This is a genomic window from Massilia sp. Masssp93 (assembly GCF_059491295.1).
Genome location: NZ_CP168502.1, coordinates 6,717,721 through 6,743,206 on the forward strand (window position 1 = coordinate 6,717,721; position 25,486 = coordinate 6,743,206).

At 66.5% G+C, this 25,486-nt stretch carries 21 protein-coding genes; 18 read left to right on the forward strand and 3 right to left on the reverse strand.

Annotated elements, in window-relative coordinates; translation table 11 throughout:
* Positions 1-2: 2 nt before the first annotated feature.
* The 14 genes from aspS (at position 3) to ACEN9Q_RS28285 (ending at position 17,559) form a co-directional block, all read left to right on the forward strand.
* On the forward strand, positions 3-1,796 hold the full coding sequence (aspS, locus tag ACEN9Q_RS28220; protein WP_495626774.1) for an aspartate--tRNA ligase: 1,794 nt from the start codon (positions 3-5) through the stop codon (positions 1,794-1,796).
* An 81-nt stretch (positions 1,797-1,877) separates the two neighbouring features.
* A complete protein-coding gene (gene nudB / locus ACEN9Q_RS28225; protein ID WP_495626775.1) occupies positions 1,878-2,333 on the forward strand; it encodes a dihydroneopterin triphosphate diphosphatase in 456 nt (151 codons plus the stop codon).
* Positions 2,334-2,439: 106 nt separating this feature from the next.
* Complete coding sequence (locus ACEN9Q_RS28230; RefSeq protein ID WP_495626776.1) at positions 2,440-4,116, forward strand: diguanylate cyclase; 1,677 nt, start codon at positions 2,440-2,442, stop codon at positions 4,114-4,116.
* Positions 4,117-4,279: 163 nt separating this feature from the next.
* Positions 4,280-5,563: an HD-GYP domain-containing protein gene (locus tag ACEN9Q_RS28235; RefSeq protein WP_495626777.1), complete on the forward strand. Its 1,284-nt coding sequence runs from the start codon at positions 4,280-4,282 to the stop codon at positions 5,561-5,563.
* Positions 5,560-7,236 (forward strand): ATP-binding protein, encoded by a 1,677-nt coding sequence (locus tag ACEN9Q_RS28240; protein ID WP_056448863.1) that lies wholly within the window; start codon positions 5,560-5,562, stop codon positions 7,234-7,236. The genes ACEN9Q_RS28235 and ACEN9Q_RS28240 overlap by 4 nt, the downstream gene beginning before the upstream one ends.
* Positions 7,237-7,650: 414 nt before the next feature.
* Positions 7,651-7,845 (forward strand): hypothetical protein, encoded by a 195-nt coding sequence (locus ACEN9Q_RS28245; RefSeq protein WP_056448860.1) that lies wholly within the window; start codon positions 7,651-7,653, stop codon positions 7,843-7,845.
* Positions 7,846-7,951: 106 nt separating this feature from the next.
* Positions 7,952-8,779 carry an endonuclease/exonuclease/phosphatase family protein gene (locus tag ACEN9Q_RS28250; RefSeq protein WP_056448856.1) on the forward strand — a complete coding sequence of 276 codons (828 nt, stop codon included), beginning with the start codon at positions 7,952-7,954 and terminating at the stop codon, positions 8,777-8,779.
* 2 nt (positions 8,780-8,781) lie between these two features.
* Positions 8,782-9,942 (forward strand): cardiolipin synthase ClsB, encoded by a 1,161-nt coding sequence (gene clsB, locus ACEN9Q_RS28255; RefSeq protein ID WP_495626778.1) that lies wholly within the window; start codon positions 8,782-8,784, stop codon positions 9,940-9,942.
* A 10-nt stretch (positions 9,943-9,952) separates the two neighbouring features.
* Entirely contained in the window at positions 9,953-10,336 is a 384-nt protein-coding gene (locus tag ACEN9Q_RS28260; protein WP_495626779.1) for an RNA-binding S4 domain-containing protein, read from the forward strand.
* A 166-nt stretch (positions 10,337-10,502) separates the two neighbouring features.
* Positions 10,503-11,132, forward strand: coding sequence for a TetR/AcrR family transcriptional regulator (locus ACEN9Q_RS28265; RefSeq protein ID WP_056448845.1), 630 nt, complete (start codon positions 10,503-10,505; stop codon positions 11,130-11,132).
* A gap of 36 nt (positions 11,133-11,168) precedes the next feature.
* Positions 11,169-12,959 carry an acyl-CoA dehydrogenase C-terminal domain-containing protein gene (locus tag ACEN9Q_RS28270; protein ID WP_495626780.1) on the forward strand — a complete coding sequence of 597 codons (1,791 nt, stop codon included), beginning with the start codon at positions 11,169-11,171 and terminating at the stop codon, positions 12,957-12,959.
* A gap of 126 nt (positions 12,960-13,085) precedes the next feature.
* The gene (locus ACEN9Q_RS28275; protein ID WP_495626781.1) at positions 13,086-15,482 is read left to right on the forward strand and encodes a 3-hydroxyacyl-CoA dehydrogenase/enoyl-CoA hydratase family protein; all 2,397 of its coding nucleotides are present in this window, start codon (positions 13,086-13,088) and stop codon (positions 15,480-15,482) included.
* Between the two features lie 29 nt (positions 15,483-15,511).
* Positions 15,512-16,708: an acetyl-CoA C-acyltransferase gene (locus tag ACEN9Q_RS28280; RefSeq protein WP_495626782.1), complete on the forward strand. Its 1,197-nt coding sequence runs from the start codon at positions 15,512-15,514 to the stop codon at positions 16,706-16,708.
* Between the two features lie 77 nt (positions 16,709-16,785).
* Positions 16,786-17,559, forward strand: a complete 774-nt coding sequence (locus ACEN9Q_RS28285; RefSeq protein WP_495626783.1) for an enoyl-CoA hydratase — start codon at positions 16,786-16,788, stop codon at positions 17,557-17,559.
* Between the two features lie 6 nt (positions 17,560-17,565).
* Here ACEN9Q_RS28285 and cysS read toward each other — a convergent pair whose 3' ends face one another.
* On the reverse strand, positions 17,566-18,945 hold the full coding sequence (gene cysS / locus ACEN9Q_RS28290) for a cysteine--tRNA ligase (RefSeq protein ID WP_495626784.1): 1,380 nt from the start codon (positions 18,943-18,945) through the stop codon (positions 17,566-17,568).
* Positions 18,946-19,102: 157 nt separating this feature from the next.
* Between cysS and ACEN9Q_RS28295 the strand changes: the two genes are divergently transcribed.
* The 4 genes from ACEN9Q_RS28295 (at position 19,103) to ACEN9Q_RS28310 (ending at position 23,647) form a co-directional block, all read left to right on the forward strand.
* Entirely contained in the window at positions 19,103-20,005 is a 903-nt protein-coding gene (locus tag ACEN9Q_RS28295) for a LysR substrate-binding domain-containing protein (protein ID WP_056448826.1), read from the forward strand.
* A 189-nt stretch (positions 20,006-20,194) separates the two neighbouring features.
* The gene (locus ACEN9Q_RS28300) at positions 20,195-21,472 is read left to right on the forward strand and encodes an MFS transporter (RefSeq protein ID WP_495629007.1); all 1,278 of its coding nucleotides are present in this window, start codon (positions 20,195-20,197) and stop codon (positions 21,470-21,472) included.
* A 16-nt stretch (positions 21,473-21,488) separates the two neighbouring features.
* Entirely contained in the window at positions 21,489-22,700 is a 1,212-nt protein-coding gene (locus ACEN9Q_RS28305; RefSeq protein WP_495626785.1) for a CaiB/BaiF CoA transferase family protein, read from the forward strand.
* Positions 22,697-23,647, forward strand: a complete 951-nt coding sequence (locus tag ACEN9Q_RS28310; RefSeq protein WP_495626786.1) for a hydroxymethylglutaryl-CoA lyase — start codon at positions 22,697-22,699, stop codon at positions 23,645-23,647. The genes ACEN9Q_RS28305 and ACEN9Q_RS28310 overlap by 4 nt, the downstream gene beginning before the upstream one ends.
* 9 nt (positions 23,648-23,656) lie before the next feature.
* Here the strand turns inward: ACEN9Q_RS28310 and ACEN9Q_RS28315 are convergent, their stop codons facing one another.
* Together ACEN9Q_RS28315 and ACEN9Q_RS28320 are read right to left on the reverse strand one after the other, a co-directional pair.
* Positions 23,657-24,601, reverse strand: coding sequence for a hypothetical protein (locus tag ACEN9Q_RS28315; protein WP_495626787.1), 945 nt, complete (start codon positions 24,599-24,601; stop codon positions 23,657-23,659).
* Between the two features lie 3 nt (positions 24,602-24,604).
* Positions 24,605-25,354 (reverse strand): DUF6345 domain-containing protein, encoded by a 750-nt coding sequence (locus tag ACEN9Q_RS28320; RefSeq protein ID WP_495626788.1) that lies wholly within the window; start codon positions 25,352-25,354, stop codon positions 24,605-24,607.
* Positions 25,355-25,486: the final 132 nt, after the last annotated feature.

The following is a 25,486-nucleotide window of genomic DNA, read 5'->3' on the forward strand; positions in this document are numbered from 1 at the left end:
CCATGCGTACTCACTACTGCGGCCTCGTGACCGAAGAGCTGCTGGGCCAAACCGTCAGCCTGTGCGGCTGGGTGCACCGCCGCCGCGACCACGGCGGGGTGATCTTCATCGACCTGCGCGACCGAGAAGGCCTCGTGCAGGTCGTCTGCCACCCCGACAATGCCGACGTCTTCAAGGTCGCCGAGCACGTGCGCAACGAGTACTGCCTGCGCGTGACGGGCACCGTCGTGAACCGCCTGGAGGGCACCGCCAACGCCAACCTGAAGTCGGGCAAGATCGAGATCAACACCACCAAGCTCGAAGTGCTGAACGCGTCCGTGCCGGTGCCGTTCCAGCTGGACGACGACAACCTGTCGGAAACGACCCGCCTGACGCACCGCGTGCTCGACCTGCGCCGCCAGCAGATGCAGCACAACCTGCGCCTGCGTTACAAGGTGTCGATGGAAGTGCGCAAGTACCTGGACAACCTGGGCTTCATCGACATCGAGACCCCGATGCTGACCAAGTCCACGCCGGAAGGCGCGCGCGACTACCTGGTGCCGTCGCGCGTCAACCCGGGCAACTTCTTCGCGCTGCCGCAGTCGCCGCAGCTGTTCAAGCAGCTGCTGATGGTCGCCAACTTCGACCGCTACTACCAGATCACCAAGTGCTTCCGCGACGAAGACCTGCGCGCCGACCGCCAGCCGGAATTCACCCAGATCGACTGCGAGACGTCGTTCCTGACCGAGCAGGAAATCCGTGACCTGTTCGAAGACATGATGCGCGTGGTCTTCAAGAACGCCGCCGGCATCGACCTGCCGAACCCGTTCCCGGTGATGGACTTCGCCACCGCCATGGGCCTCTACGGTTCGGACAAGCCGGACATGCGCGTGAAGCTGCAGTTCACCGAACTGACCGAATTGATGAAGACCGTCGAATTCAAGGTCTTCAACAACGCCGCCAACATGGCCGGCGGCCGTGTCATCGGCCTGCGCGTGCCGCAGGGCGGTTCGATGCCGCGTTCGGAAATCGACGCGTACACGCAATTCGTCGGCATCTACGGCGCCAAGGGCCTCGCCTACATCAAGGTCAACGAGAAGGCCAAGGGCCGCGACGGCCTGCAATCGCCGATCGTCAAGAACCTCTCCGACGACGTGCTGGCCAAGGTGCTGGAACTGACCGGTGCACAAGACGGCGATCTGATCTTCTTCGGCGCCGACAAGGCGAAGGTCGTGAACGACTCGATGGGCGCGCTGCGCGTGAAGATCGGCCACTCGGAATTCGCCAAGAAGGCCGGCCTGTTCGAAGAAGTGTGGGCGCCGCTGTGGGTCATCGATTTCCCGATGTTCGAGTACGACGAGGAAGGCGACCGCTGGAACGCCACGCACCACCCGTTCACGGCGCCGAAGGATGGCCACGAGGACATGCTCGAGACGAACCCGGGCGCCTGCATTGCCAAGGCCTACGACATGGTGCTGAACGGCTGGGAACTGGGCGGCGGCTCGATCCGTATCCACCGCGAGGAAGTCCAGAGCAAGGTGTTCCGCGCGCTGAAGATCGACGCCGAAGAAGCGCAGCTGAAGTTCGGCTTCCTGCTCGACGCCCTGCAGTACGGCGCGCCGCCGCACGGCGGCCTGGCGTTCGGCCTGGATCGCCTGATCACGCTGATGACGGGTTCCGAGTCGATCCGCGACGTGATCGCGTTCCCGAAGACCCAGCGCGCGCAGGATCTCCTGACCAACGCGCCGTCGGAAGTCGACGAGAAGCAGCTGAAAGAGCTGCATATCCGTCTGCGCAACGAGCCGAAGGTCGCGTAAGCCTTCGTTATTGTAGACGGATGAATCGTCGTCCCCGCCTCCGCGGGGACGACGCTTTTCATGTGGCGCTACAATGGCGTCATGACGCATAAAATCCCCGAATCCGTCCTCGTCGTCATCCACACCGCCGACCTGGAGGTGCTGCTGATCGAACGCGCCGACCGCCCCGGCTTCTGGCAATCCGTCACCGGCTCCCTCGACCACCCCGGCGAACCGTTGCTGGAAACGGCCGCGCGCGAACTGTTCGAGGAAACGGGCATCGTCGCCGACGGCGCACGCATCGTCCTCAAGGACTGGCACCTGTCCAACGTCTACGAGATCTATCAGACCTGGCGCCACCGCTACGCGCCCGGCGTCACCCACAACACCGAGCACGTGTTCTCCGTCTGCGTCCCCCGCGACATCGCGATCACCCTCGCGCCGCGCGAACACCTGCACTACGCCTGGCTGCCGTTGCTGGAAGCGGCCGACCGGTGCTTTTCCAGCTCGAACGCGGAAGCGATCCTGCATTTGCCGCGCCACGTCCAAGCGGCGTAGACAAAAACACGATCCAGGCGGCCGACGTCGTCCATTTCAACTGTGCGCCAAGGAATCTGTGCTATTTTGCCTTGCCTCGTAGCAATGACATTCCGATCGACATCCCATGCGCAGCGCAAAACATCTCAGATTCGTCGTCCTGGCCGTCTTCACCGTCATGGTGCTGGTGGCGGCGGTGCCGTTCTGGTTGAATCGCTCCGTCAACGTCCTGCTGGCGCAGACGCGCGCCGACCTGCTCGCGCAGCAGCGCCTGGACGACGTCCTGACCAGCCTGCGCGACGCCGAGACGGCGCAGCGCGGCTTCGTCATCACCGGCAACGAGGCCTTCCTCGAGCCGTATGAGCGGGCCCGGCGCACGCTGCCCTCGGCCCTGCACGACGCCAAGGAGCTGGCGCGCACGGATGCCGAACGGGCCAGCGTGTGGCGCATCGCGCGCGTGGCGGAACTCAAAATGGCCGAACTCGACGAGACCATCCTGCTGCGCCGCCGCGCCGGTTTCGACGCGACCGAGCGTGTGGTCAGCTCGCTGCGCGGCAAGCAATACATGGACGAGCTGCGCCAGCTCGTCGCCGCGGAAGATGCGCGCGGCAAGGCCAGGCGCGACGCGCTGCGGGTCGACCTGCTGGCGCGCTCCGGGCGGTCGTTCACCGTGAGCCTCGCGGCGACCGCCTGCAATATCCTCGTGCTGGGCATGTTGCTGCTGATCGTGATGCGCATGCTGCGCGCGCGCCGCGCCGCCGCCGCGCAGCTGGAGATGCAGGCCGGCCAGCTCACCGAGGCGGTCGCCCTGACGACGCGCCACAACCGCGAACTGAAACTGGTCGCGGAACTGCTGCGTGCCGTGGAAGCCGTGCCGTCGATCCCGGACGCCGGCCCGGTGATCGCGCGCACCATGCCGAAACTGCTGCCCGGCGTGGCGGGCACGCTGTTCCTGCTGCGCGACGACGACCCCAACATGCTGGACCGCCACACGCAGTGGGGCACGCCGTCCGACCAGCCTTCGGCCATCGACATCGAGTCGTGCTGGGCGCTGCGCCACGGGGCGCGTTACCGGACCGCCGGCTACGATGACCCGGCGTGCGCCCACTACCGCGCGCCGGCGGACGAGACGGCGGGGCGCCTGTGCATCCCGCTCGTCACGCACGATGAACTGGTCGGCATGCTGCACGTCGAAGGACTGGCGCGCGGCCCGGGGGAGGACGAGCAGGAGCGCCTGGCGGTGACGGTCGCGGAGCAGCTCGCGCTGGCGCTGGGGAATGTGCGCCTGCGCGAAACGCTGCGCCGGCAATCGGTGCTCGATCCGCTCACCGGCCTGTTCAACCGGCGCCATTTCGACGCCGCCCTGAAACGCGAGCTGGCGCGGGCGCGGCGCAAGGACGTGCCCGTGAGCCTCGTACTCGTCGACATCGACCATTTCAAGCGCGTCAACGACGAGTACGGCCACGCCGTCGGCGACGCCGTGCTGCGCACCATCGCCCAGCAACTGCGCCTCGGCATCCGCGAAGGAGACATCGCCTGCCGCTACGGCGGCGAGGAGATGGTCCTGCTCCTCCCGGAATGCACGGCGTTCGATGCGGGCGCGCGCGCGGAGGCGATCCGCATCGCGCTGGGCAGCATCAAGCCGAGCGCCGAGGGCGAAGGGCCGGAGCGGATCACGGCGTCGTTCGGCGTCGCCGCCTATCCCGTCCACGCCGAGGATGCCGAGGCGCTGTTCTGGGCGGCCGACAAGGCGCTGTACCGCGCCAAGGAGCAGGGGCGCGACCGCGTGGCGACCGGCCCCTGAGACGGGACTGTTGCAAACACCCAACCGTCGAATCGTGCCGCCGCCGCCACAAGACGTCACAAATTCTACGTGGAAACAAATGTTTCTTGACCGTAATGGTGGGACTTGATACTTTCGGTCTTGAAGATTTCCCTCTACAAGTGCCCACGTACCGAGGCGCATCATGGCCGACACGCTTACCATTCCAATCGACCAGGTCCAGATCGGCCTGTATATCTACCTTGACCTGAAGTGGTTCCAGCACCCCTTCGCGTTCAGCCATTTCAAGGTCAAGACCGAAGACCAGTTGCGCATCCTGCACGGCCTCGGCCTGGCCACGGTCCGCGTCGATCCCGCGCTCAGCGACATCCCCGTGCCCACGGCGGCGCCGGCCCAGCCGGCACCGGCGGCGCCGGTCCCGGTGTCGCCGGAGTCGCGTGCCGACTCGCCGGTCATGGCGGCGAAACGGGCAATGATGGAGCGCATCCGCGAGCAGCGCGAGAGCGCGGCGCGCATCGAGCAGGCCTTCGTCAATACCGCGCGCGCCATCCGCGACATCGACCGCAACCTGTTTTCCCAGCCGGCCGAGACGGTCCGCGTGGCCGGCAAGCTGATCGGCCAGATCACGGATTCGATCCTGTCCGCGCCGGAACTGGCGATCAACCTGATGGGCGACAAGCTGGGCGGCGAGGAAGTCTATGTGCATTCCCTCAACGTCACGATGCTGTCGATGATGATCGCCCGTGACATCAAGCTGCCGCACGAGGTGGCCAGCCTGCTCGGCATGGGCGCGCTGTTCCATGACGTCGGCACCCGGAATATCCCGGACAAGGTGATGAACAAGCTCGATGCCTACAACCATGCCGAGCAGGCGTTGATGGAAACCCATTGCCACGGCGGTCTCGAGATCGGCCAGAAGCTGGGCCTGGCGGCACCGGCGCTGGCCATCATCCGCGACCACCACGAGATGTTCGACGGCAGCGGCTATCCGCGCCACCTGCAAGGGGAGGCGACCAGCATCCTCGCCCGGATCGTGTCGATCGCCAACCATTACGACGAATTGTGCAACCCGCGCAATCCGGCCGATTCGCTCACGCCGCACGAGGCGCTGTCGCTGATGTTCGCCAAGATGCGCAGCCGCTTCGATCCCAAGCTGCTGCAGGTGTTCATCCGCTGCCTCGGCGTGTACCCGCCGGGCACGATCGTCCAGCTGGGCAACGGTGTCGTCGGCATGGTCGTCAACGTCAACACCGCCAAGCCGACCAGGCCGCAGGTCATGATCTACGAGGCCAGCGTGCCGCGCGAGGAAGCGATCGTGGTCAACCTCGAGCAGCAGCCGGACCTGAACATCGTGAAGTCGATCCGCCCGTCCCAGGTGCCGAAGGACATCTACAATTACCTCAGCCCGCGCAAGCGCGTCAGCTACTACTTCGATGCAGGTGATCCGGGCCGGAGGAGCCAGCCATGAGCCTGCACCAGCTGATGGTCGACCACAGCCCCTACATGGTGATGCTGGTCGACCCGGCCGACCTGCGCATCCTCGTCGCCAACCGCATGGTCGAACAGGTGCTCGGTTACTCGGGCGCGCAGTTGCGCGAGATGCTGATCACCGACATCGAAAGCTCGCTGCAGGACGTGTTCTACTGGGAGGACGTGCGCGCCGGCCAGTACCTCGACGTCGAGGCGCAGGAGGGCGAGTACCTGTGCGCCGACGCGGCGATGCTGACGGTGATGAAGTCGATGCGCGTGATCCGCGACGGCGACCGCCCGCTGCTGCTGGTGCGGGCGCGCGACTGCCGCCACGAGCGCCAGGTCGAGGACCTGCTCGAGCAGACCCTGGCCCAGTTGCGCACGACGCTGGAGTCGACCGCGGACGGCATCCTGGTGATCGACTGGCACGGCAAGATCACGAGCATGAACCGCTTGTTGTCGGCGATGTGGGAGATCCCGGCCGCGCTGCTGGAGGCCGGCGACGACGACGGCATCGTCGAATACATCGCGGGCCAGGTCGAGCAGGGCGAGTTGATCCGCAGCCAGCTGCGCCAGGTGGCCGATACGACCGAGACGCAGGACCTGTTCCGGCTCCGTAACGGCCGGTTCTTCGAATGCCGCTCGCGGCCGCAGTTCCTGGGCGAGCGGGTGATCGGACGGGTGTTCGGCTACACCGACGTCACCGAGCGCCACCGGGCCGAGGAAGCGCTGCGCGAGTCGCGCGACCAGCTCGAATCGAAAGTGCGCGAACGCACGCGCGACCTGCGCGAGGCGAATGCGACCCTGGAGCACGAAAAGGCGCGCCAGGCGGAGCTGATCAAGAAGCTGGGCGAGGCCCAGAGCCAGCTGCTGCAATCGGAGAAGATGGCCTCGATCGGCGTGCTGGCGGCCGGCGTCGCGCACGAGATCAACAACCCGATCGGCTTCGTCAACTCGAACCTGGGCAGCCTGCAGCGGTATGCCCAGTCCATGCTCCGGCTGCTCGACAGCTACGAGGCGCTGGAGGGCTCGTTCAGTCCGGACGACCGCGCGGCGATCGCGCGGATCAAGAAAGAAGTCGACGCCGACTACCTGCGCGAAGACCTGGAGCCGCTGCTGCGCGAATCCCTCGACGGCATCGACCGCGTGCGCCGCATCGTGCAGGACATGAAGGATTTCTCGCACGTCGACGGCGGCGGCCTGCAGTACGCCGACCTCGAAGCTGGCCTGAACAGCACGCTGAACGTCGTCTGGAACGAGATCAAGTACAAGGCCGAAGTGACCAAGGAGTATGCGCAGATCCCGCAGATCGAGTGCTATCCGTCGCAGCTGAACCAGGTATTCATGAACCTGCTGGTCAACGCCGCGCATGCGATCGAAAAGCACGGACGCATCACCCTGCGCACCGGCCACGACGCGACGCAGGTATGGATCGAAGTCGAGGACACCGGCACCGGCATCCCGGAGGACAAGCTGGGGCGCATCTTCGAACCCTTCTTCACGACCAAGCCGGTGGGCAAGGGGACCGGCCTTGGCCTGTCGCTGTCGTACGGCATCGTGCAAAAGCACGGTGGGCGCTTCGACGTGCACAGCGAAGTGGGCAAGGGCACGCGGTTCCGCGTCGTCTTGCCGCGTTTCCGGCCGGCGTCCGACGCCGACGCGGCCAACTGACGATTGCCGGGCGCAAGCCCATCTTCTCCCTCGACGACCTGGCGCCGGCAGCAACCGGTGCGCGCGCCCTGCTGCGCGCCGGCCCGGAACTTCCGGACGGCGCCCTGGTCAAAATTTGGCGCTGGCGGACTGAAGTCCGAAGCGCACCATGACGCTCCCCGCCCGGCACGCCGAGGGCCGGATCGCGTCGTAAACACATTAATCGACGTGATAATTTGAGAGATTTACTTTGATCGATCCTGCTCGATTCTTTCACGAGCGGTTCTGCTTCACTGTATGCACAGAATTTAATTTAGACAATTTAAATTCGCACAATACAATCGTTCGTTTGACAGTGAGAAATGATTTTATTAAGGTCAACAAGTCGTTTTTGACGACTTTTCATTTTAGCAATGTCCAACAAAGGGAGGAATCATGAGCGAACGCAGACACGAGCAGAAGGTCAAGGACGTTGGCGTTGATAACGATTACCTGTGCATCGAGCTATTGAGCGGTCTCCGCCTGATGGGCCCGCTGCGCACCAATCCGGTCTACCGCGACCCCGTCATCCCACCCGAAGCGCGTCCTCTGCCGAACGGCGATTTCAGGCACGCCGCCGTTGCCCCCTGAGCAGTCCCCCGACGCCTTTCCCGGCCACGAGCCGGGAGAGGCTCCCCGCGCACGATTGCGCTCCCCGCCCGGGAAGGGCACGGACTGATGGGGTTACAATGTTCCCATGAAAATCCGTGTTGCGACCTACAACATCCACAAGGGCGTCTCTTCCTTTCGTAGTACGCCGCGCGTGTTGGCGCTGAAAAAAGCCATCGGCGCGTTCGGTGCGGACGTCGTGTTCCTGCAGGAAGTGCAGGGCCGGCACGACCGCTACCAGGTGCGCTACGGTGAAAAGGTACGCAGCCCCCACCATCACTGGCCGGAGAAGGCCCAGCACGAATTCTTTGCCGGCGAAAACCTGCATTCCGCCTATGGCATGAACGCCGTGTACGACCATGGCCACCATGGCAACGCGCTGCTGTCCGGTTTCGAGATCTCGAATACGCGCAACCACGACGTGTCCGACCATGCTTACGAGCAGCGCGGCATCCTGCACTGCGTGCTGGAGACGCCGTCCGGCAATGTGCACTGCTACGTCGTGCACCTGGGCCTGTTCGAAGGCAGCCGCCGGCGCCAGACCGACCTGCTGATTCAATGTGTGCAGGATTCCGCGCCGAATGGCGAACCGGTCATCATCGCGGGCGACTTCAACGACTGGCGCAATACCCTCAGCGATTGCCTGCGCATGAAGCTGGGCGTCGTTGAAGTATTCGATGAACTGGAGCGGCCGGCCCGGCTCGGCGTCAAGATTGGTGATATGGTGCGGAATGTGGCCGGACGCGAAAAACGCCTGGTCCCGGCGCGGACGTTTCCCGCCGCGCTGCCCTGGTTCCGGCTCGACCGGATTTATGTGCGCGGCTTCAAGGTCGAGCATGCCGAAGTGCTGCACGGCCCGCAGTGGGCGCGCCTGTCCGACCACGCACCGATCGTGGCCAATCTGCAGCTGGCATAGCAATGCGCACCGTCACCTATGTAGCCAACAACGACGTTACCCTCCTCGAAAGCGGCAGCACTTATTTCCCGGCGCTGCTGGCCGCGATCGATGCGGCCCAGCACGAGATCCTGTACGAAACCTATATCTATGCCGAGGACGCGACGGCGCGTGCCGTCACCGATGCGCTGATCCGCGCCGCCGGGCGCGGCGTCAAGGTGCGCGTGCTGGCCGACTGGTTCGGCACCGGCAACCGCATCGCCTGCCGCCTGAAAGCGGAATTCTGCGCGGTCTGCGTGCATTACCGCATGTTCAATCCGTGGTTCAGGCGCGGCGCCGCACGGAGCCACCGCAAGATCGCCGTGATGGACCGCCAGGTCGCCTTCGTCGGCGGCATCAACACGAACGACGACAACCTGCACGACTACGAACCGCACGCGCCGCTGCCCGCGCCGCGCTGGGATTTCGCCGTGTGCGTGCGCGGCCCGCTCGTGACGGAAATCCACCGCGAAGCCCAGGCGCAGTGGACGCGGGCCGGCCACTTGCCGCTTGTTCGACGGATCAATTTGTTCCGCGAAATGCGCAAGCAGCCGGCCGCGCTCGGCGATCACCCGATGCGCGCCGCCTTCGTCGTGCGCGACAACCTGCGCAACCGCCGCACCATCCAGCGCGCCTACCTGCAGGCGATCGGCCGCGCGCGCAAGCGCGTGCTGATGGCCACGCCGTATTTCGCGCCGGGCCGCAAATTCCGCGAGGCGCTGTGCCAGGCCGCGCGCCGCGGCGTCGACGTCTGCCTGATGATCGGCGTGGGCGAATTCCGCATGCAGGATGCCGTCGCCTCGTCGTTCTATCCGCAACTGCTGGCGGCCGGCGTGCGCATCGTCGAGTACCGCAAGACCCAGCTGCATGCCAAGGTCGCGGTCGTGGACGACAACTGGGCCACGGTCGGGTCCAGCAATTGCGACGGGCTGTCGCTGTTCGTCAACCAGGAGGCGAACGTCGTCGTGCGCGATGCGCAATTTGCCGCCAGCCTCGCCCGCCAGATCGAGCGCGGCATCGCCGACGGCGTGCAGGTCTGCATGGATGATTTGAGACAATTGGGTTGGGTGCGCCGCTGCGGCCACGAAATGGCCTATTTTCTCTATAAAATGACCATGCGCGTCGTTGCGATCGGCTATGCATGAGTGGAGTGATATGACGGAACATGACAACGTAAGGATCGACAAATGGCTGTGGGCCGCGCGCTTCTTCAAGACGCGCTCGCTGGCGGCGGATGCCGTCGACCGCGGACGCGTGCGGATCGGCGGCGAGCCCGTCAAACCCGCCCGTTCCGTGAGAGTCGATGATAAGATTTTCATCGACAACGGTTCGAACCGCTGGGAAGTGGTCGTGCAGGGCCTGTCCGACAAGCGCGGGCCGGCACCCGTCGCCCAGGCCCTGTACCGCGAGACGGAAGAGAGTATCGTGCGCCGCGAAAATGATCAGGAAGCACGCCGTTTGTTCCCCGAACCGGGCAGCACGATCAAGGGCCGCCCGACCAAGCGCGACCGCCGCGCCATCACCCGCGCCGGGGGCTGAGCAGCCCGCCGCGCGTTGCGACCAGGGCACTAGAACGGTGCCTCTAAGTTCCCGTTTGACATTTCACGGCCGGTAGATAATAGTACGAGCGTTCGGATTTTTTCGGCCAGAAGAAATCCTCTCTTACGCGAGGCATATTATTAATACTTCCGCAAAATCGATGAGCATGCGCAAAGGCGAGATGACGCGGGCCGCCATCCTCGACGTTGCGCTCGAGCTCGCCAGTCGCGACGGTCTCGAAGGCTTGACGATCGGCCTGCTGGCCGACCGCATGAACATGAGCAAATCGGGCGTGTTCGCGCACTTCGGTTCGCGCGAAGACCTGCAGATCGACGTGCTCAAGCTGTACCACCGCCGCTTCGAGCAGGAAGTCTTTTTCCCCAGCCTCAAGGAAGCGCGCGGCCTGCCGCGCCTGGAGGCGATGTTCAACCGCTGGCTCAAGCGCGTGTCGGTCGAGATCGCGTCCGGCTGCATCTATATCAGCGGCGCCGTCGAGTACGACGACCGTCCGGGCCCGATCCGCGAAGAACTCGTGGCCATGGTCCGCACGTGGCAGGGTGCCCTGCTGCGCTGCGCCCAACAGGCGATCGAGATCGGCGACCTGAAGACGGGCACGGACCCCGAGCAACTCGTGTACGAGATGTACGGCCTCGTGCTGGCGGTGCACCACGATGCGCGCTTCCTGCGCATTCCGGGCGCCGTCGACCGCGCGCACCGCGGCTTCGCGCGCCTGGTCGAAGATTACCGCAACCCCAACAAGCAAAGCAGCCAGGCGGATACCGTCCGCGCTCAGTAATTCAACACAAAATATTCACCTGTCAGGAGAACAACCATGGGTCAGTACGTCGCGCCACTTCGGGATATGCAGTTCGTTCTGCACGAGTTCCTCAACGTCACCGAAGAATTCAAGAACCTGCCGGCGTACCAGGAGATCGACGCCGACATCATCAACCAGGTGCTGGAAGAGGGCGCGAAATTCACGCAGGAAGTGCTGTTCCCGCTGAACCACAGCGGCGACCGCGAAGGCTGCCACTACGACGCCGCCACCAAGGCCGTCACCACGCCCAAGGGTTTCAGGGAAGCGTATAAACAGTACGTGGAAGGCGGCTGGGCGGCGCTGGCCTGCGATCCGGAATACGGCGGCCAGGGCCTGCCGGTCTCGCTGAACAACTCGTTCTACGAGATGCTGAATTCCTCGAACCAGGCATGGACCATGTACCCGGGCCTGTCGCACGGCGCATACGAGTGCCTGAAGGAACACGGCACCGACGACCAGAAGAAGTTCTACCTGCCGAAACTGGTGTCCGGCGAATGGACCGGCACGATGTGCCTGACCGAAGCCCATTGCGGCACCGACCTGGGCCTGCTGCGCACCAAGGCCGAACCGCAGGCCGACGGCACCTACAGCATCACCGGCTCGAAGATCTTCATCTCGGCCGGCGAGCACGACATGTCGGAAAACATCGTCCACCTGGTGCTGGCCCGCCTGCCGGACGCGCCGGAAGGCTCGAAAGGCATCTCGCTGTTCCTCGTGCCGAAGTTCCTGCCGAACGCCGACGGTTCGGTCGGTGCCCGCAACGGCATCACCTGCGGCGCCATCGAGGAAAAGATGGGCATCCACGGCAACTCGACCTGCCAGATGAACCTGGACGGCGCCATCGGCACCCTGATCGGCCAGCCGCACAAGGGCCTGAACGCGATGTTCGTGTTCATGAACGCAGCCCGCCTGGGCGTCGGCATGCAGTCGCTGGGCCTGACCGAAGTCGCGTACCAGAACGCGCTGGTGTATGCGAAAGACCGCATCCAGATGCGCAGCCTGTCGGGCCCGAAGGCACCGGACAAGCCGGCCGACCCGATCATCGTCCACCCGGACGTGCGCCGCATGCTGCTGACCGCCAAGGCCTATGCCGAAGGCGCGCGCGCCCTGACGTCGTACGTCGCGCTGCAGATCGACCGCGAACTGAACCACCCGGACGAAGCTGTCCGCAAGGAAGCCGCGGACGAAGTCGCCCTGCTGACCCCGATCGTGAAAGCCTTCATCACCGACAACGGCTGGATCGCCACGTCGGAAGCGATGCAGGTGTACGGCGGCCACGGCTACATCGCCGAGTGGGGCATGGAGCAGTACGTGCGCGACGCCCGCATCAACATGATCTACGAAGGCACGAACACCGTGCAGTCGCTCGACCTGCTGGGCCGTAAGATCCTGATGGACAACGGCGCCAAGCTGCGCGCGTTCGGCGAGAAGGTCAAGGCGTTCGTCGAAGAGAACGGCCTCGATGAGCAGATGGCCGAATTCGTGAGCCCGCTGGGCGAACTGGGCGAGAAGGTCGGCAAGCTGACGATGGAAATCGGCATGAAGGCCTTCCAGAACCAGGACGAAGTGGGCGCCGCCGCCGTGCCTTACCTGCGCGTCGTGGGCCACATGGTGTTCTCGTACTTCTTCGCGCAGATGGCGAAGATCGCGCTGGCCAAGAAGGATTCGGGCGACAAGTTCTACGAATCGAAACTGGCGACCGCACGCTTCTACTTCGCCCGCCTGTACCCGGAAACCGCGATGCTGATCCGCCAGGCACGTTCGGGCGCTTCGAACCTGCTGGCGCTGGACGCAGACCTGTTCTAAATACGCACCATCACACTTACCCGTCGTCCCCGCGCAGGCGGGGATCCAAGTTCAGCGCAGTGTCTGCGCATGCAAACTTGGGTTCCCGCCTCCGCGGGAACGACGACTAATCAAAGGATAACGAGTATGTCCAACTTCATCGTCAAGAAAGTCGCCGTCCTGGGCGCCGGCGTGATGGGCGCGCAGATCGCTGCGCACTGCGTCAACGCCAAGGTCCCGGTCGTGCTGTTCGACCTGCCGGCCAAAGAGGGCAATAAAAACGGTATCGTTTTGAAGGCCATCGAGAACCTGAAAAAACTGTCGCCGGCCCCGCTGGGCAACAAGGACGACGCCGCGCTGATCGAAGTCGCCAACTACGAGGACAACCTCGACGTGCTGGCCGGCTGCGACCTGATCATCGAAGCCATCGCCGAGCGCATGGACTGGAAGCACGACCTGTACAAGAAGGTCGCGCCGCACATCGGCGCCAACGCCATCTTCGCGTCGAACACGTCGGGCCTGTCGATCGAGAAGCTGGCCGAAGGCTTCGACGCCGAGCTGAAATCGCGCTTCTGCGGCGTGCACTTCTTCAACCCGCCGCGCTACATGCACCTGGTCGAACTGATCCCGACCGCGGCCACGAAACCGGAAATCCTCGACCAGCTCGAGACGTTCCTGACGTCGACCCTGGGCAAGGGCGTCGTGCGTGCGAAAGACACGCCGAACTTCATCGCCAACCGCGTCGGCATCTTCGGCATGCTGGCCACGATCCACGAAGCCGAGAAGTTCGGCCTCTCCGTCGACGTGGTCGACGATCTCACCGGCGCGAAGCTGGGCCGCGCCAAGTCGGGCACGTTCCGCACGGCGGACGTCGTCGGCCTGGACACGATGGGCCACGTCATCAAGACGATGCAGGACAACCTGAAGGACGACCCGTTCTTCAGCGTCTACAAGACCCCGGACGTGCTGGCCAAGCTGATCGAAAAGGGCGCGCTGGGCCAGAAGACCGGCGGCGGCTTTTACAAAAAGGTCGGCAAGGAGATCATGCGCCTGGACTTCGCGAGCGGCGAATACGTGCCGGGCGGCGCCAAGGCCGCCGACATCGTCGCGCGCATCCTGAAAGAAAAGGACCCGGTCAAGAAATTCAAGGCGATGCGCGAGTCGACCAACCCGCAGGCGCAGTTCCTGTGGGCGATCTTCCGCGACGCGTTCCACTACATCGCGTTCCACCTCGACTCGATCGCCGACAACGCGCGCGACGTCGACTTCGCGATGCGCTGGGGCTTCGGCTGGAGCGTCGGCCCGTTCGAGACGTGGCAGGCCGCCGGCTGGAACACCATCGCCCAGTGGGTCAAGGAAGACATCGAGGCCGGCAAGGCCCTGACCGATGCGCCGCTGCCGGCATGGGTGTTCAGCGCCCCGGTCGCGGAGAAAGGCGTGCACACGCCTGAAGGTTCGTACTCCGTCACCAAGAACGCGTTCGTAGCACGGTCCGATCTGGCCGTGTACGAGCGCCAGCAGTTCCGCGCACCGGTCGTGGGCGCGGGCGGCGACGATCCGAAGACTGCCGGCACCACCGTGTTCGAAGACGATTCCGTGCGCCTGTGGCACTCGGGCGACGAAGTGCTCGTCATCTCGCTGAAGACGAAGATGCACGTGATCGGCGACGGCGTCATCAAGGGCATCAGGCGCGCGCTGGACGAAGCCGAGAAGGGCTACAAGGGCATCGTGATCTGGAGCGCCGATGCGGCCGAAGGCGGCGCGTTCTCGGCCGGCGCCGACCTGCAATCGGCCCTGCCGGCCTTCATGGCGGGCGGCGCGAAAGCGATGGACCCGATCGTCAAGGAACTGCAGGACACGTTCATGGCGATGAAATACTCGAACATCCCGGTCGTGGCCGCGGTGGCGGGCCTGGCGCTGGGCGGCGGCTGCGAAATGGCGCTGCACGCGTCGAAGCGCGTGGCGGCCATCGAGTCGTACATCGGCCTCGTGGAAGTGGGCGTCGGCCTGGTGCCGGCCGGCGGCGGCCTGAAGGAAGCCGCGGTGCGCGCCGCCAACGAATCGAAGGGCAACGACATCCTGCAATTCCTGAAGACCGGTTTCACCAACGCGGCCACCGCGCAGGTGTCGAAATCGGCCCTGGAGGCGAAGGCGATGGGTTACCTGAAGGACGACGACATCATCGTCTTCAACCCGTACGAGCTGCTGCACGTGGCGAAGGTCACCGCGCGTTCGATGTTCGATGCGGGCTACCGCGCGCCGCTGCGCCGTCCGGTGACCGTGACCGGCCGCTACGGCTGGGCGACGATCCGCGGCCAGCTGGTCAACATGCGCGACGGCGGCTTCATCTCGGCGTATGACTACCAGCTGGGCGACACGATCGCGGAGATCGTCTCCGGCGGCGACGTCGACCAGGGCAGCGTCGTGTCCGAGCAGTGGCTGCTCGACATGGAGCGCCGCGCATTCGTCGCGCTGCTGAACAATCCGAAGACCCAGGAACGCATCATGGGCATGATGCAGACCGGTAAACCAGTGCGTAACTGATCGCGGCGCGGACAACAAGGACTACTGACATGAGCAAACAACTTCAAGACGCATACATCGTCGCGGCGACCCGTACCCCGATCGGCAAGGCGCCGCGCGGCTTCTTCAACAAGACCCGTCCGGACGACCTGCTGGTGCACGCGATCCGCGGCGCGATGGCCGCCGTGCCGAACCTGGACCCGGCGCTGATCGTCGACGCCATCGTCGGCTGCTCGTTCCCGGAAGCGGAGCAGGGCTTCAACGTGGCCCGTAACGCCGTCGTGCTGGCCGGCCTGCCGAACACCGTCGGCGGCGTGACCGTCAACCGCTACTGCGCCTCGGGCATCACTGCCCTGGCCATGGCCGCGGACCGCATCCGCGTCGGCGAGGCCGACGTCATGATCGCCGGCGGCGTCGAGTCGATGTCGATGGTGCCGATGATGGGCCACCACCCGTCGATCAACATGGAGACCTTCAAGGACGAGAACGTGGGCCTGGCCTACGGCATGGGCCTGACGGCCGAGAAGGTCGCCGCCCAGTGGAAGGTGAGCCGCGAAGACCAGGACGCCTTTGGCCTGGAATCGCACCGCAAGGCGATCGCCGCCCAGCAGGCCGGCCTGTTCAAGGACGAGATCACCCCGGTAGAAATCGTCACCCGCACGCCGGACCTGGCGAGCGGCGAGATCAAGGTCAAGCGCCGCACCGTCGACCTGGACGAAGGCCCGCGCGCCGACGCCAGCATGGAAGGCATGGCGAAGCTGAAGCCGGTGTTCGCCGCCAAGGGCAGCGTGACGGCCGCGACGTCGTCGCAGATGTCGGACGGCGCCGGTGCGCTGATCGTCGTCAGCGAGAAGATCCTGCGCGAACACAACCTGACCCCGCTGGCCAAGTTCTCGTCGTTCGCCGTGCGCGGCGTGCCGCCGGAGATCATGGGCATCGGCCCGAAGGTCGCGATTCCCGCGGCGCTGGCCGCCGCCGGCATCACGCAGGACCAGCTGGACTGGATCGAACTGAACGAAGCCTTCGCGGCACAAGCCCTGGCCGTGATCCGCGACCTGGGCCTGGACACCAGCAAGGTGAACCCGATGGGCGGCGCGATTGCCCTGGGCCACCCGCTGGGCGCGACCGGTGCGATCCGCGCCGCGACCGTCGTCCACGCGCTGCGCCGCAACAACCTGAAGTACGGCATGGTCACCATGTGCGTCGGCGCCGGCATGGGCGCGGCGGGCATCATCGAACGCGTGTAATCCACACGGCGTGAACGGAAGGGTGGGTGCGGCACAACCGTTCCCACCCTTTTTTATATGAATAAGCGAGACACCGAATGGACATCCTGACCACCACCGCCGACGGCATCCTCACCCTCGAATTCAACCGCCCGGACCGCAAGAACGCGATCACGGGCGCCATGTACACCACGCTGGCGGACGCGCTGCGCGCCGCCGACGCCGACCCGCAAGTCCGCGCCATCCTCATCACGGGCAAGCCCGAGATCTTCACGGCCGGTAACGACCTCGAAGACTTCCTGCACAACGTGGGCGAAGGCGCGATGACGGCATCGCGTCCCGTGTTCCAGTTCATGCAGGCGCTGGAAGGCTGCACCAAGCCGGTGGTCGCGGCCGTCGCCGGCGCCGCCGTCGGCATCGGCACGACCATGCTGATGCACTGCGACCTCGTCTACTGCGCCGACACCGCGAAATTCTCGATGCCGTTCAGCCAGCTGGGCCTGTGCCCGGAATTCGCGTCGTCGCTGCTCGTCGCGCAGTCCGCCGGCTACACGCGCGCGGCGGAAAAGCTGATGCTCGGCGAAGCGTTCGGCGCCCAGGAAGCGTTCGAGATGGGCATCGTGGCCCGCGTGCTGCCGGCGGCCGAGCTGCTGTCGTTCGCGCACGGCCAGGCCGCCAAGCTGGTGAAGTTGCCGGCCGCGTCGATCCGCACCACCAAGGCCCTCATGAAGCGTTCGCGCGCGGCGCTGGTGAACGACACCATCGCGGCGGAGAACGAGCGCTTCAGCGCGATGCTGACCGGCGCCGAGGCGAAGGAAGCCTTTACGGCGTTCTTCCAGAAGCGCAAGCCGGATTTCAGCAAGTTCGACTGAGCCGCTTCACGCGGACACCGGTTCGGCGACCGGTCCCGCGGCCGTGTCGCGGATGACGAACCCCGCGGCTTCGATCGCCGCCCGCAACGCGTCCGCGTCGGCCCAGCGTTTTTCCGCGCGCGCCCGTGTGCGTGCGTCGAGCAGTTCCAGCACGGCATCCGGCACGGTAGGCGTGTCGGGACGCCACTCGTCCAACCCGAGACCGAGCGCCTCGTCCAGCCAGCGCAGCGTTGCCTTCTGCACGTCGCCGGGCAGGACGGATTTCAGCGTTTCCCACGCCAGCGCCAGCGCACGGGGCGTGTTCAGGTCGTCGTTCAGCACCGCCAGCATCCGTTCCCGCATCGCCGCGTCAGCCGTGCCGCCCGGAGGCAGCCGATGATAAGCGCGCCGCAAACGTCCCAGCGCCGTCTGCGCGGCGTCGAGCGCCGCCCATGAAAACACCAGCTTCGACCGGTAGTGGGCGGTCAACGCGAGGTAGCGGTAGGCCAGCGGATCGACGCCGCGCTCGAGCAGCGTGTCGAGCCGGATGAAGCTGCCGTCGGACTTCGACATCTTGTCGCTGTCCTGCAGCCGCAGGAATGCGCCATGCAGCCAGTAGCGGGCCGGCGGATGGCCGTGGCAGGCTTCGTGCTGGGCGATCTCGTTCGAGTGATGCACCGGCACGTGATCCTCGCCGCCGATGTGGATGTCGAACAGCGCGCCCAGGTAGCGTGTCGACATGGCGGAGCACTCGATGTGCCAGCCGGGGAAGCCGCGGCCCCACGGGCTGTCCCATTCCATCTGGCGCCGTTCGGCGCCGCTGAATTTCCACAGCGCGAAGTCGGTCGGCGCGCGTTTTTCGCCGAGGTCCACGCGGTGCCCGGCCCGCAGTCCGGCGATGTCGAGCCGCGCCAGGTGGCCGTAGCGTTCCAGCCGCGCCGTGTCGAAATAGATGCCGTCCGACGTCCGGTACGTAAAGCCCTCGCGCTCGATCGCGGCGATGAAGTCGATCTGCTCGGGAATGTGGTCGGTCGCGCGCGCCCACACGGTCGGCGCGAGGATGCGCAGGCGCTCCAGGTCGCGCTGGAAGGCCTGCGTGAAGTGGGCCGCGATGTCCCATGCGGTGCGTCCGGTGCGGCGGCTGCCCTTTTCCATCTTGTCTTCGCCGCTGTCGGCATCGGAGGTCAGGTGCCCGACGTCCGTGATGTTGACGACATGCCGGACCTCGAAGCCGTTCAGCCGGAGCACGCGCCTGAGCGTGTCGCCGAACAGGTAGGTGCGTAGGTTGCCGATGTGGGCGTAGTCGTACACGGTGGGACCGCACGCATACAGGCCGGCGCGGCCGGGTTCCAGGCTCGTGAAAGGGCGCACGCGCCGCTCGTAGGTGTCATACAGCATCAACGCCATCGGGGCTCCAAAAACAAAAAAGCCACAGGAGACGGTTCTCGCTGTGGCCATAGAAACTGTGGATGTGAAAACGCAATCGGCAGGCTTCTAGGGCCGCCGGCGACATGCTCCAAAGTGGATTGAGTGTTTACGCATGCGGCAAGTGTAGCATGTCGCCATGAACCTGCACCGTCTCGACCTCGTCTCGCTTTCCCTGTTCAGCCAGGTGGTACGCTCCGGCAGCATCAGCAAGGGCGCGCTGCTGGCCAATCTCGCCGTCGGCGCGGCGAGCAAACGCATTTCCGATCTGGAGGCCGCGGTCGGCGCCGCCCTGTTCGAGCGCCATTCGCGCGGCATCACGCCCACCGCGGCCGGCCTGGCGCTGGCCCGGCACGCGCAGCGCATCCTCGGCGACGTGAACCTGCTCGCGGCCGAGCTCCACGACCACGCCAGCGGCATCGTCGGCGTGGCGCGGCTGTGGGCCAATACGTCGGCCATCACCCAGTTCCTGCCGGCCGACATCGCCGCCTTCGCCAAGGCCACGCCGGCGATCCGGATCGAGCTGGCTGAACTCAACAGCGGCGAGATCGTGCTCGGCGTGCTCGAAGGACGCGCCGACATCGGCATCTTCGCCGACCGCACGCCGGCCCTCGGCCTGCACCTGATGCCCTATCGCGAAGACCGCCTCGTGCTGGTGGTCCCGGCCGGCCATCCGCTCGCGAAGCGGCGCAGCCTGCGCTTCGAGGAAGCGACCGATTTCGACGTCGTCAGCCTGTCGCAGGGCACGTCGCTGGCGCAGCGCCTGCAGGCCGAGACGGAAGCCATGGGACGGCGCCTGCGCGTGCGCATCCAGGTGCGCAGCTTCGACGCGATGTGCCAGATGGTGGCGGCCGGGCTGGGTGTGGCCGTGCTGCCGGCCGACGCGGTGCGCGCGCTGGTGCGCTCGCTGAGCCTGCGCCAGATTCCGCTCACGGACGGCTGGGCGCGGCGCCAGTTGCTGATCGGCGTGCGCGACCTCGAGAGCCTGCCGCGCGCCGCGCGCCAGCTGGTCGACCATCTCGCCGGGGGCAGGCCGCACTGAGCGGGCTTTCGCGAAACGCGAAAGCGGGGTTCGCACCTTGGTCATTCCGCGCCCGGGACGGTGCTGCCAGAATCGCATCCATCACGCCAGCAAGAGCGTGCGGGTCATTCGACGAATCCTATCCGGAGACAACACATGAGCAAGATTCTTTCCGCCGCGTCCGGCGCGGCCGACGTGGCCGTGCCCGACATGGCGCGGATCGTGGCGAAGGTGGCATGGCGCATCATGCCCCTCATCATGATCTGCTACCTGTTCGCCTTTTTCGACCGCATCAACATCAGCTTCGCCAAGTTTGCCTTGCAGAGCAGCCTGTCGCTGTCCGACACGGCGTACGGCCTGGGTGCCGGCCTGTTCTCGGTCGGCTACGTCCTGTTCGAAGTCCCCAGCAACATGATGCTGTACAAGGTCGGCGCGCGGCGCTGGATCGCGCGCATCATGGTGTCGTGGGGCATCGCCACCGCGCTGATGGCGCTGGTCCAGACCGAATGGCAGTTCTATGCGCTGCGCTTCCTGATCGGTGCCATGGAAGCCGGCTTCGCGCCCGGCGTGCTGTACTTCCTGACCTTGTGGTTCCCCACGGCCTACCGCGGCCGCATCACCTCGATGCTGTTCCTCGCCTCCGCCTTTTCCGGCCTCGTCGGCGCGCCCGCCGCCGGCCTGGTGCTGGGGCACATGGACGGCGTGCTCGGCATGTCCGGCTGGCACTGGCTGTTCCTCGTGGGCGGCCTGCCGTGCATCGTGCTGGGTGCCGTCGTGTTCGTGGTGCTGAAGGACCGCGTCGAGGACGCGTCCTGGCTGGCCCCGCAGGAGCGGTCGCTGCTGGCCGCGCGCATCGCCGAGCAGAGCCGGCAGATCGGCAGCCATTCGCTGCTGGGCGCCCTCAAGACGCCGGGCTTCCTCACGCTGGGCCTGGTCTACTTCCTGATCCAGGTGAGTTCCTACGGCCTGAACTTCTGGACGCCGCACATGATCCGCAGCGCCGGCACGACGAACCCGACCACCATCGGCCTGCTCACCGCCGTGCCCTACCTGTGCGGCGCGATCGCGATGGTGCTCGTGGGCCGGCTGTCGGACGCCAGCGGCGAGCGCCGGAAATTCGTGATCGGCCTCGTGCTGCTGGGCGCGGCGGGCTTTTGCGGCGCCGGCCTGTTCGACCACAGCCCGGGCCTGCTGGTGGCGGCCCTGGCGGTGATGGGCGCGGGTGTGGTAGCGTCGATCCCCGCGTTCTGGGCGCTGCCGCCGAAGCTCGTGACGGGGGCGGGCGCGGCGGGCGGCATCGCGCTGATCAATACGCTGGGACAGCTGGGCGGCATCGTCAGCCCGGTGATGGTCGGCCGCGTCAAGGACGTCACCGGCAGCACGACGCCGGCGCTGTACGTGATCGCGGCCCTGAGCGTGGCGTGCGCCGCGATCCTGGCGTTCGGCATGCCCGAACGGCTGCGGCGGCGCGAACACTCCGACAACTGACGAGGACAATATGAGCATGACGGCTGCAAGCACGATGTCCGCCACGGCCCTGCAGGGCGTGCGCGTGATCGAGATGGGACAATTGATCGCCGGCCCGTTCGCCGGCAAGACGCTGGGCGAATTCGGCGCCGACGTGATCAAGATCGAGGCGCCGGGCGCGGGCGATCCGCTGCGCAACTGGCGCATGATGAAGGACGGCACGTCCGTGTGGTGGCAGGTCCAGTCGCGCAACAAGCGCTCGCTCGCCCTCGACTTGAGGAGCGAGGAGGGGCAGGACATCGCGCGCAAGCTGATCGCCGAGGCCGACGTGCTGATCGAAAATTTCCGCCCCGGCACCCTGGAAGGCTGGGGCATGGGCTGGGACGTGCTGTCCGAACTGAACCCGGGCCTCGTGATGCTGCGCATCTCGGGCTATGGCCAGACGGGGCCCTACCGCGACCTGCCTGGCTTCGGCATGATCGGCGAAGCGATGGGCGGCCTGCGCCACCTGACCGGCGAGCCGGGACGGGTGCCGGTGCGCTGCGGCATCTCGATCGGCGACACGCTGGCCGCGCTGCACGGCACCATCGGGGTCTTGAGCGCGCTGTACCACCGCAAGGTCAACGGCGGGAAAGGGCAGGTGATCGACGTCGCGCTGCACGAAGCCGTGTTCAACGTGATGGAAAGCCTGATTCCCGAATACAGCGCGTTCGGCGCCGTGCGCGAGGCCGCCGGCAGCGCGCTGCCGGGCATCGCGCCGTCGAACGCCTACCGCTGTGTCGACGGCTATGTGCTGGTCGCCGGCAACGGCGACAGCATTTTCAAGCGCCTGATGCAGGCGATCGGCCGGCCCGACCTGGGCGACGCGCCCGACCTGGCGAACAATGCCGGCCGCGTCGCGCGCGTGGACGAGATCGACGCCGCCATCGGCGCCTGGACCGCGGACCGCACCGTCGCCGACGTGATGGCCGTGCTCGGCGCGGCGAAAGTCCCGGCCGGCAAGGTCTACACGGCCAGGGACATCGCCGAAGACCCGCATTTCCGGGCGCGCGACATGATCCTCACCCAGCAGACGCGCGAAGGCTACGAGGTCGAGGTGCCGGGCATCGTGCCGAAACTGATGGGCACGCCGGGCAGCGTGCGCTCGGCCGCGCCGCGGCTGGGCGAGGACACGGACGCCGTGCTGCGCGAGATCGGCCTGACCGACGACCAGATCGCGGCGCTGCGGGCGCGCAAGGTGGTCGCATGAGCGCTTTCATCGGCAGCGGCCGCCGCATCCACATCCAGGAAGTGGGCCTGCGCGACGGCCTGCAGGCCGAATGCCGCTTCGTGCCGACGGCCGACAAGATCGCGCTGGCCGACACGCTGGCGGACGCGGGCCTCGCCAAGATCGAGGCCAGCTCCTTCGTGTCGCCGAAGGCCGTGCCCGTGCTGGCCGACGCGGCCGAGGTGTTCGCGGGCATCGCGCGTCGTCCCGGCGTCGTGCTCAGCGCCCTCGTGCCGAACCTGCGCGGGGCCGAGCGCGCCGTCGCGGCCGGTGTCGACGAGATGAACCTCGTCATGTCGGCCAGCGAAAGCCATAACCTGTCCAACCTGCGCATGACGCGCGCGGCTTCCTTCGCCGGCCTTGCCGACGTGGCCGCGCTGGCGCGGCGCCACGGCATCGGCGTCAACGTGTCGCTGTCGTGCAGCTTCGGCTGTCCGATGGAAGGCGACGTCGCGCAGCGGGAGGTGCTGGACTGGTGCGCGCGCTTCGTCGACGACATGAAAGTGCAGGGCATCACGCTGTGCGACACCACCGGCATGGCCTATCCGACGCAGGTGCGCGCGCTCACGGAGGCCGTACGCGCGCGCTGGCCCGGCATCGAACTGACGCTGCACTTCCATAACACGCGCGGCATGGGCCTGGCCAACGTGCTGGCCGCAATCGACGCCGGCGCCGAGCGTTTCGACGCATCCCTCGGCGGCATCGGCGGCTGCCCCTATGCGCCCGGCGCGACCGGCAATGTGTGCACGGAAGAAGTCGTGCATGCGCTCGAACTGATGGGCTACGACACCGGCGTCGACCTGGCCCTGCTGCTGCGCGCCGCGATGCGCCTGCAGGAACTGGTCGGCCACGACGTGCCCAGCCAGATCGTCAAGGCGGGGCGGCGCCTGGACCTGCATCCGCGGCCGGCCGCGCAAGCCGTCGCCTGATCGCGCCGGTCAGCGCAGCACCGCCTCGCAGCGCGCGATGTCGGTCCGCCCGTGCCCGGCCACGACCTCGGCGCCATACACGGGCAGCTCGAGATACGCCCGTTCCGTCGCGCGCACGGCCAGCACGTATGCCTGGCGCACCGTCTTGTGGCGCAGGACGATGCGTGCCACGTAGGCCGGCGCCAGCACGCGCTGGGCCTTGCGCTTGCCCAGGTCGAGATAGCCGAACTGCAGGGTCGCCGATTCCACCAGGCCGCCCGCGATTTCGCGCTGGCCGAGCAGGGTGCCCAGCTGCGCCACGATCTGGCGCGCGCCCTGTTGCGGTTCGATGACGGCGGCGCGGTCCAGCACTTCGCCGTTCGCGGGCCGCACCTGCACGGACAGCGTGTCGAGGCGGCCGTCGCCGGCGAGCCGCAGCGCCGCCGATGCGGCGCCCAGCACGGGGATGCCGCCGGCGTACTGGCGCCAGGCGCCCAGGGCGCGGAACAGCGTCGTCGCGGATGCCTTGCCGGTCGGGTCGGCGCCCTGGCCGCGCGTGCGGAACAGGCGTTCGAAGCGGAGTTCTCCGTTCGGGCCGGCCCAGTCGGACAGGGCCAGCTTGCGCGCGCGTTCCTCGACGAGGCGTTGCAGGGCGTCGCGCTCCGCCTCGCGCGCGAACGGGCTCTCCGCCGGGGCGAGGCCGGACACGTAGCGCAAGGCGCCGGACGCGTGGTAGACCATGGCGCGCGCGCCGTCCGGCAGGTAGATCACCGTGTGGTCGTCGCGCTGCTGCCAGGTGCCGCGGTTGTCGTGCGGGCAGTCGCCATGCTCCGCCAATTGCGCGACGAAGCGCCGGGCGCGGGCCTGCAGTTGTTCCAGTGTCGGCGCCTGCAGCAGCAGGACGTCCGCCTGGTCGGGGATGCGGGCGTCGGCGCAGGCGCCGGCCAATGTGTGCAGCAGGGTGTGATCGTTCATGGTTCAGCCCTCCGTCCAGTACCACAGCAGGCAGGCCTGCTGGGCAGGCGCCAGGTCCGGGGTCACGGTGCCGTGGCCCCACAGGTGATCGCGGTTGATGGCGCTGAGCTCCCAGCGGATGGCGCCCTCGTTCCAGGTGGCGGCGTCGCCCACGCAGACGGTGATCGGGTGGTTGTCGACCCACCAGTCCGAGACCCCGTCGTGCCAGGCATGCGACACGGTGTCGCCGTGGACGAGGTTGTCGCCCACGTCGTCGCCGCATTCGTCCGTCGTGATGCCGTCCCACATCAGGTCCCACGCGCCGCAATAGATGTGCATGCGCGCGAAGATGTTCCACAGGCCGGTGACGGTGGGCAGCGCGGCCGTGTCGCAGGAATAGGCCATCACCCATTCGTTGTTCCAGTCCTCGCCCAGCTGCCAGCGCGCGGAGTTGGCATACCACTCGGTGACGGGCGTGTCGTACAGCAGCACGGCGTGGCCGCCGTCGTCGTGGTTGCCGTGGGTCTCGATCCAGAACAGGTCGACGTCGTCGGCCCAGTGGCGGTCGTCGCCGCCCTGGTCGCTGTCGCGGATGTCGCTCTCCCAGACATCCGTATTGGCCCAGTAGAACGCGCGTGTGTGGCCGGCGCCGCGCAGTTTATTGTCCAGGCCATTACTTCGATTGAATGTGTACGTGAGGTCGCCCGCCGTGTCCACGTGCGCCGCGCGCGCGTGGCTGAAATAGCGGATCGCTTCGACACCGAACCGTGCCATGACTGTCTCCTTGGTGATGCCGGTTGCATGAATGCCGGCGCAGCCCATGTACGGTAGCGGTACGCGACCGGCGCCGGCCTGCTCTGCATCAGTCGTGCATGCGCACGGCCTTGACGCGGCGCGGGTACGTGC

Bases quoted from the DNA above. Each gene is read 5' to 3' on its own strand.
- ACEN9Q_RS28245 (WP_056448860.1), top strand. From the start codon at position 7,651: ATGAGCGAACGCAGACACGAGCAGAAGGTCAAGGACGTTGGCGTTGAT.
- ACEN9Q_RS28285 (WP_495626783.1), top strand. From the start codon at position 16,786: ATGGACATCCTGACCACCACCGCCGACGGCATCCTCACCCTCGAATTC.
- ACEN9Q_RS28280 (WP_495626782.1), top strand. From the start codon at position 15,512: ATGAGCAAACAACTTCAAGACGCATACATCGTCGCGGCGACCCGTACC.
- ACEN9Q_RS28235 (WP_495626777.1), top strand. From the start codon at position 4,280: ATGGCCGACACGCTTACCATTCCAATCGACCAGGTCCAGATCGGCCTG.
- ACEN9Q_RS28315 (WP_495626787.1), bottom strand. From the start codon at position 24,601: ATGAACGATCACACCCTGCTGCACACATTGGCCGGCGCCTGCGCCGAC.
- aspS (WP_495626774.1), top strand. From the start codon at position 3: ATGCGTACTCACTACTGCGGCCTCGTGACCGAAGAGCTGCTGGGCCAA.
- clsB (WP_495626778.1), top strand. From the start codon at position 8,782: ATGCGCACCGTCACCTATGTAGCCAACAACGACGTTACCCTCCTCGAA.
- ACEN9Q_RS28260 (WP_495626779.1), top strand. From the start codon at position 9,953: ATGACGGAACATGACAACGTAAGGATCGACAAATGGCTGTGGGCCGCG.
- ACEN9Q_RS28305 (WP_495626785.1), top strand. From the start codon at position 21,489: ATGACGGCTGCAAGCACGATGTCCGCCACGGCCCTGCAGGGCGTGCGC.
- ACEN9Q_RS28300 (WP_495629007.1), top strand. From the start codon at position 20,195: ATGGCGCGGATCGTGGCGAAGGTGGCATGGCGCATCATGCCCCTCATC.
- ACEN9Q_RS28310 (WP_495626786.1), top strand. From the start codon at position 22,697: ATGAGCGCTTTCATCGGCAGCGGCCGCCGCATCCACATCCAGGAAGTG.
- ACEN9Q_RS28250 (WP_056448856.1), top strand. From the start codon at position 7,952: ATGAAAATCCGTGTTGCGACCTACAACATCCACAAGGGCGTCTCTTCC.
- ACEN9Q_RS28275 (WP_495626781.1), top strand. From the start codon at position 13,086: ATGTCCAACTTCATCGTCAAGAAAGTCGCCGTCCTGGGCGCCGGCGTG.
- ACEN9Q_RS28230 (WP_495626776.1), top strand. From the start codon at position 2,440: ATGCGCAGCGCAAAACATCTCAGATTCGTCGTCCTGGCCGTCTTCACC.
- cysS (WP_495626784.1), bottom strand. From the start codon at position 18,945: ATGGCGTTGATGCTGTATGACACCTACGAGCGGCGCGTGCGCCCTTTC.
- ACEN9Q_RS28295 (WP_056448826.1), top strand. From the start codon at position 19,103: ATGAACCTGCACCGTCTCGACCTCGTCTCGCTTTCCCTGTTCAGCCAG.
- ACEN9Q_RS28265 (WP_056448845.1), top strand. From the start codon at position 10,503: ATGCGCAAAGGCGAGATGACGCGGGCCGCCATCCTCGACGTTGCGCTC.
- ACEN9Q_RS28320 (WP_495626788.1), bottom strand. From the start codon at position 25,354: ATGGCACGGTTCGGTGTCGAAGCGATCCGCTATTTCAGCCACGCGCGC.
- ACEN9Q_RS28270 (WP_495626780.1), top strand. From the start codon at position 11,169: ATGGGTCAGTACGTCGCGCCACTTCGGGATATGCAGTTCGTTCTGCAC.
- ACEN9Q_RS28240 (WP_056448863.1), top strand. From the start codon at position 5,560: ATGAGCCTGCACCAGCTGATGGTCGACCACAGCCCCTACATGGTGATG.
- nudB (WP_495626775.1), top strand. From the start codon at position 1,878: ATGACGCATAAAATCCCCGAATCCGTCCTCGTCGTCATCCACACCGCC.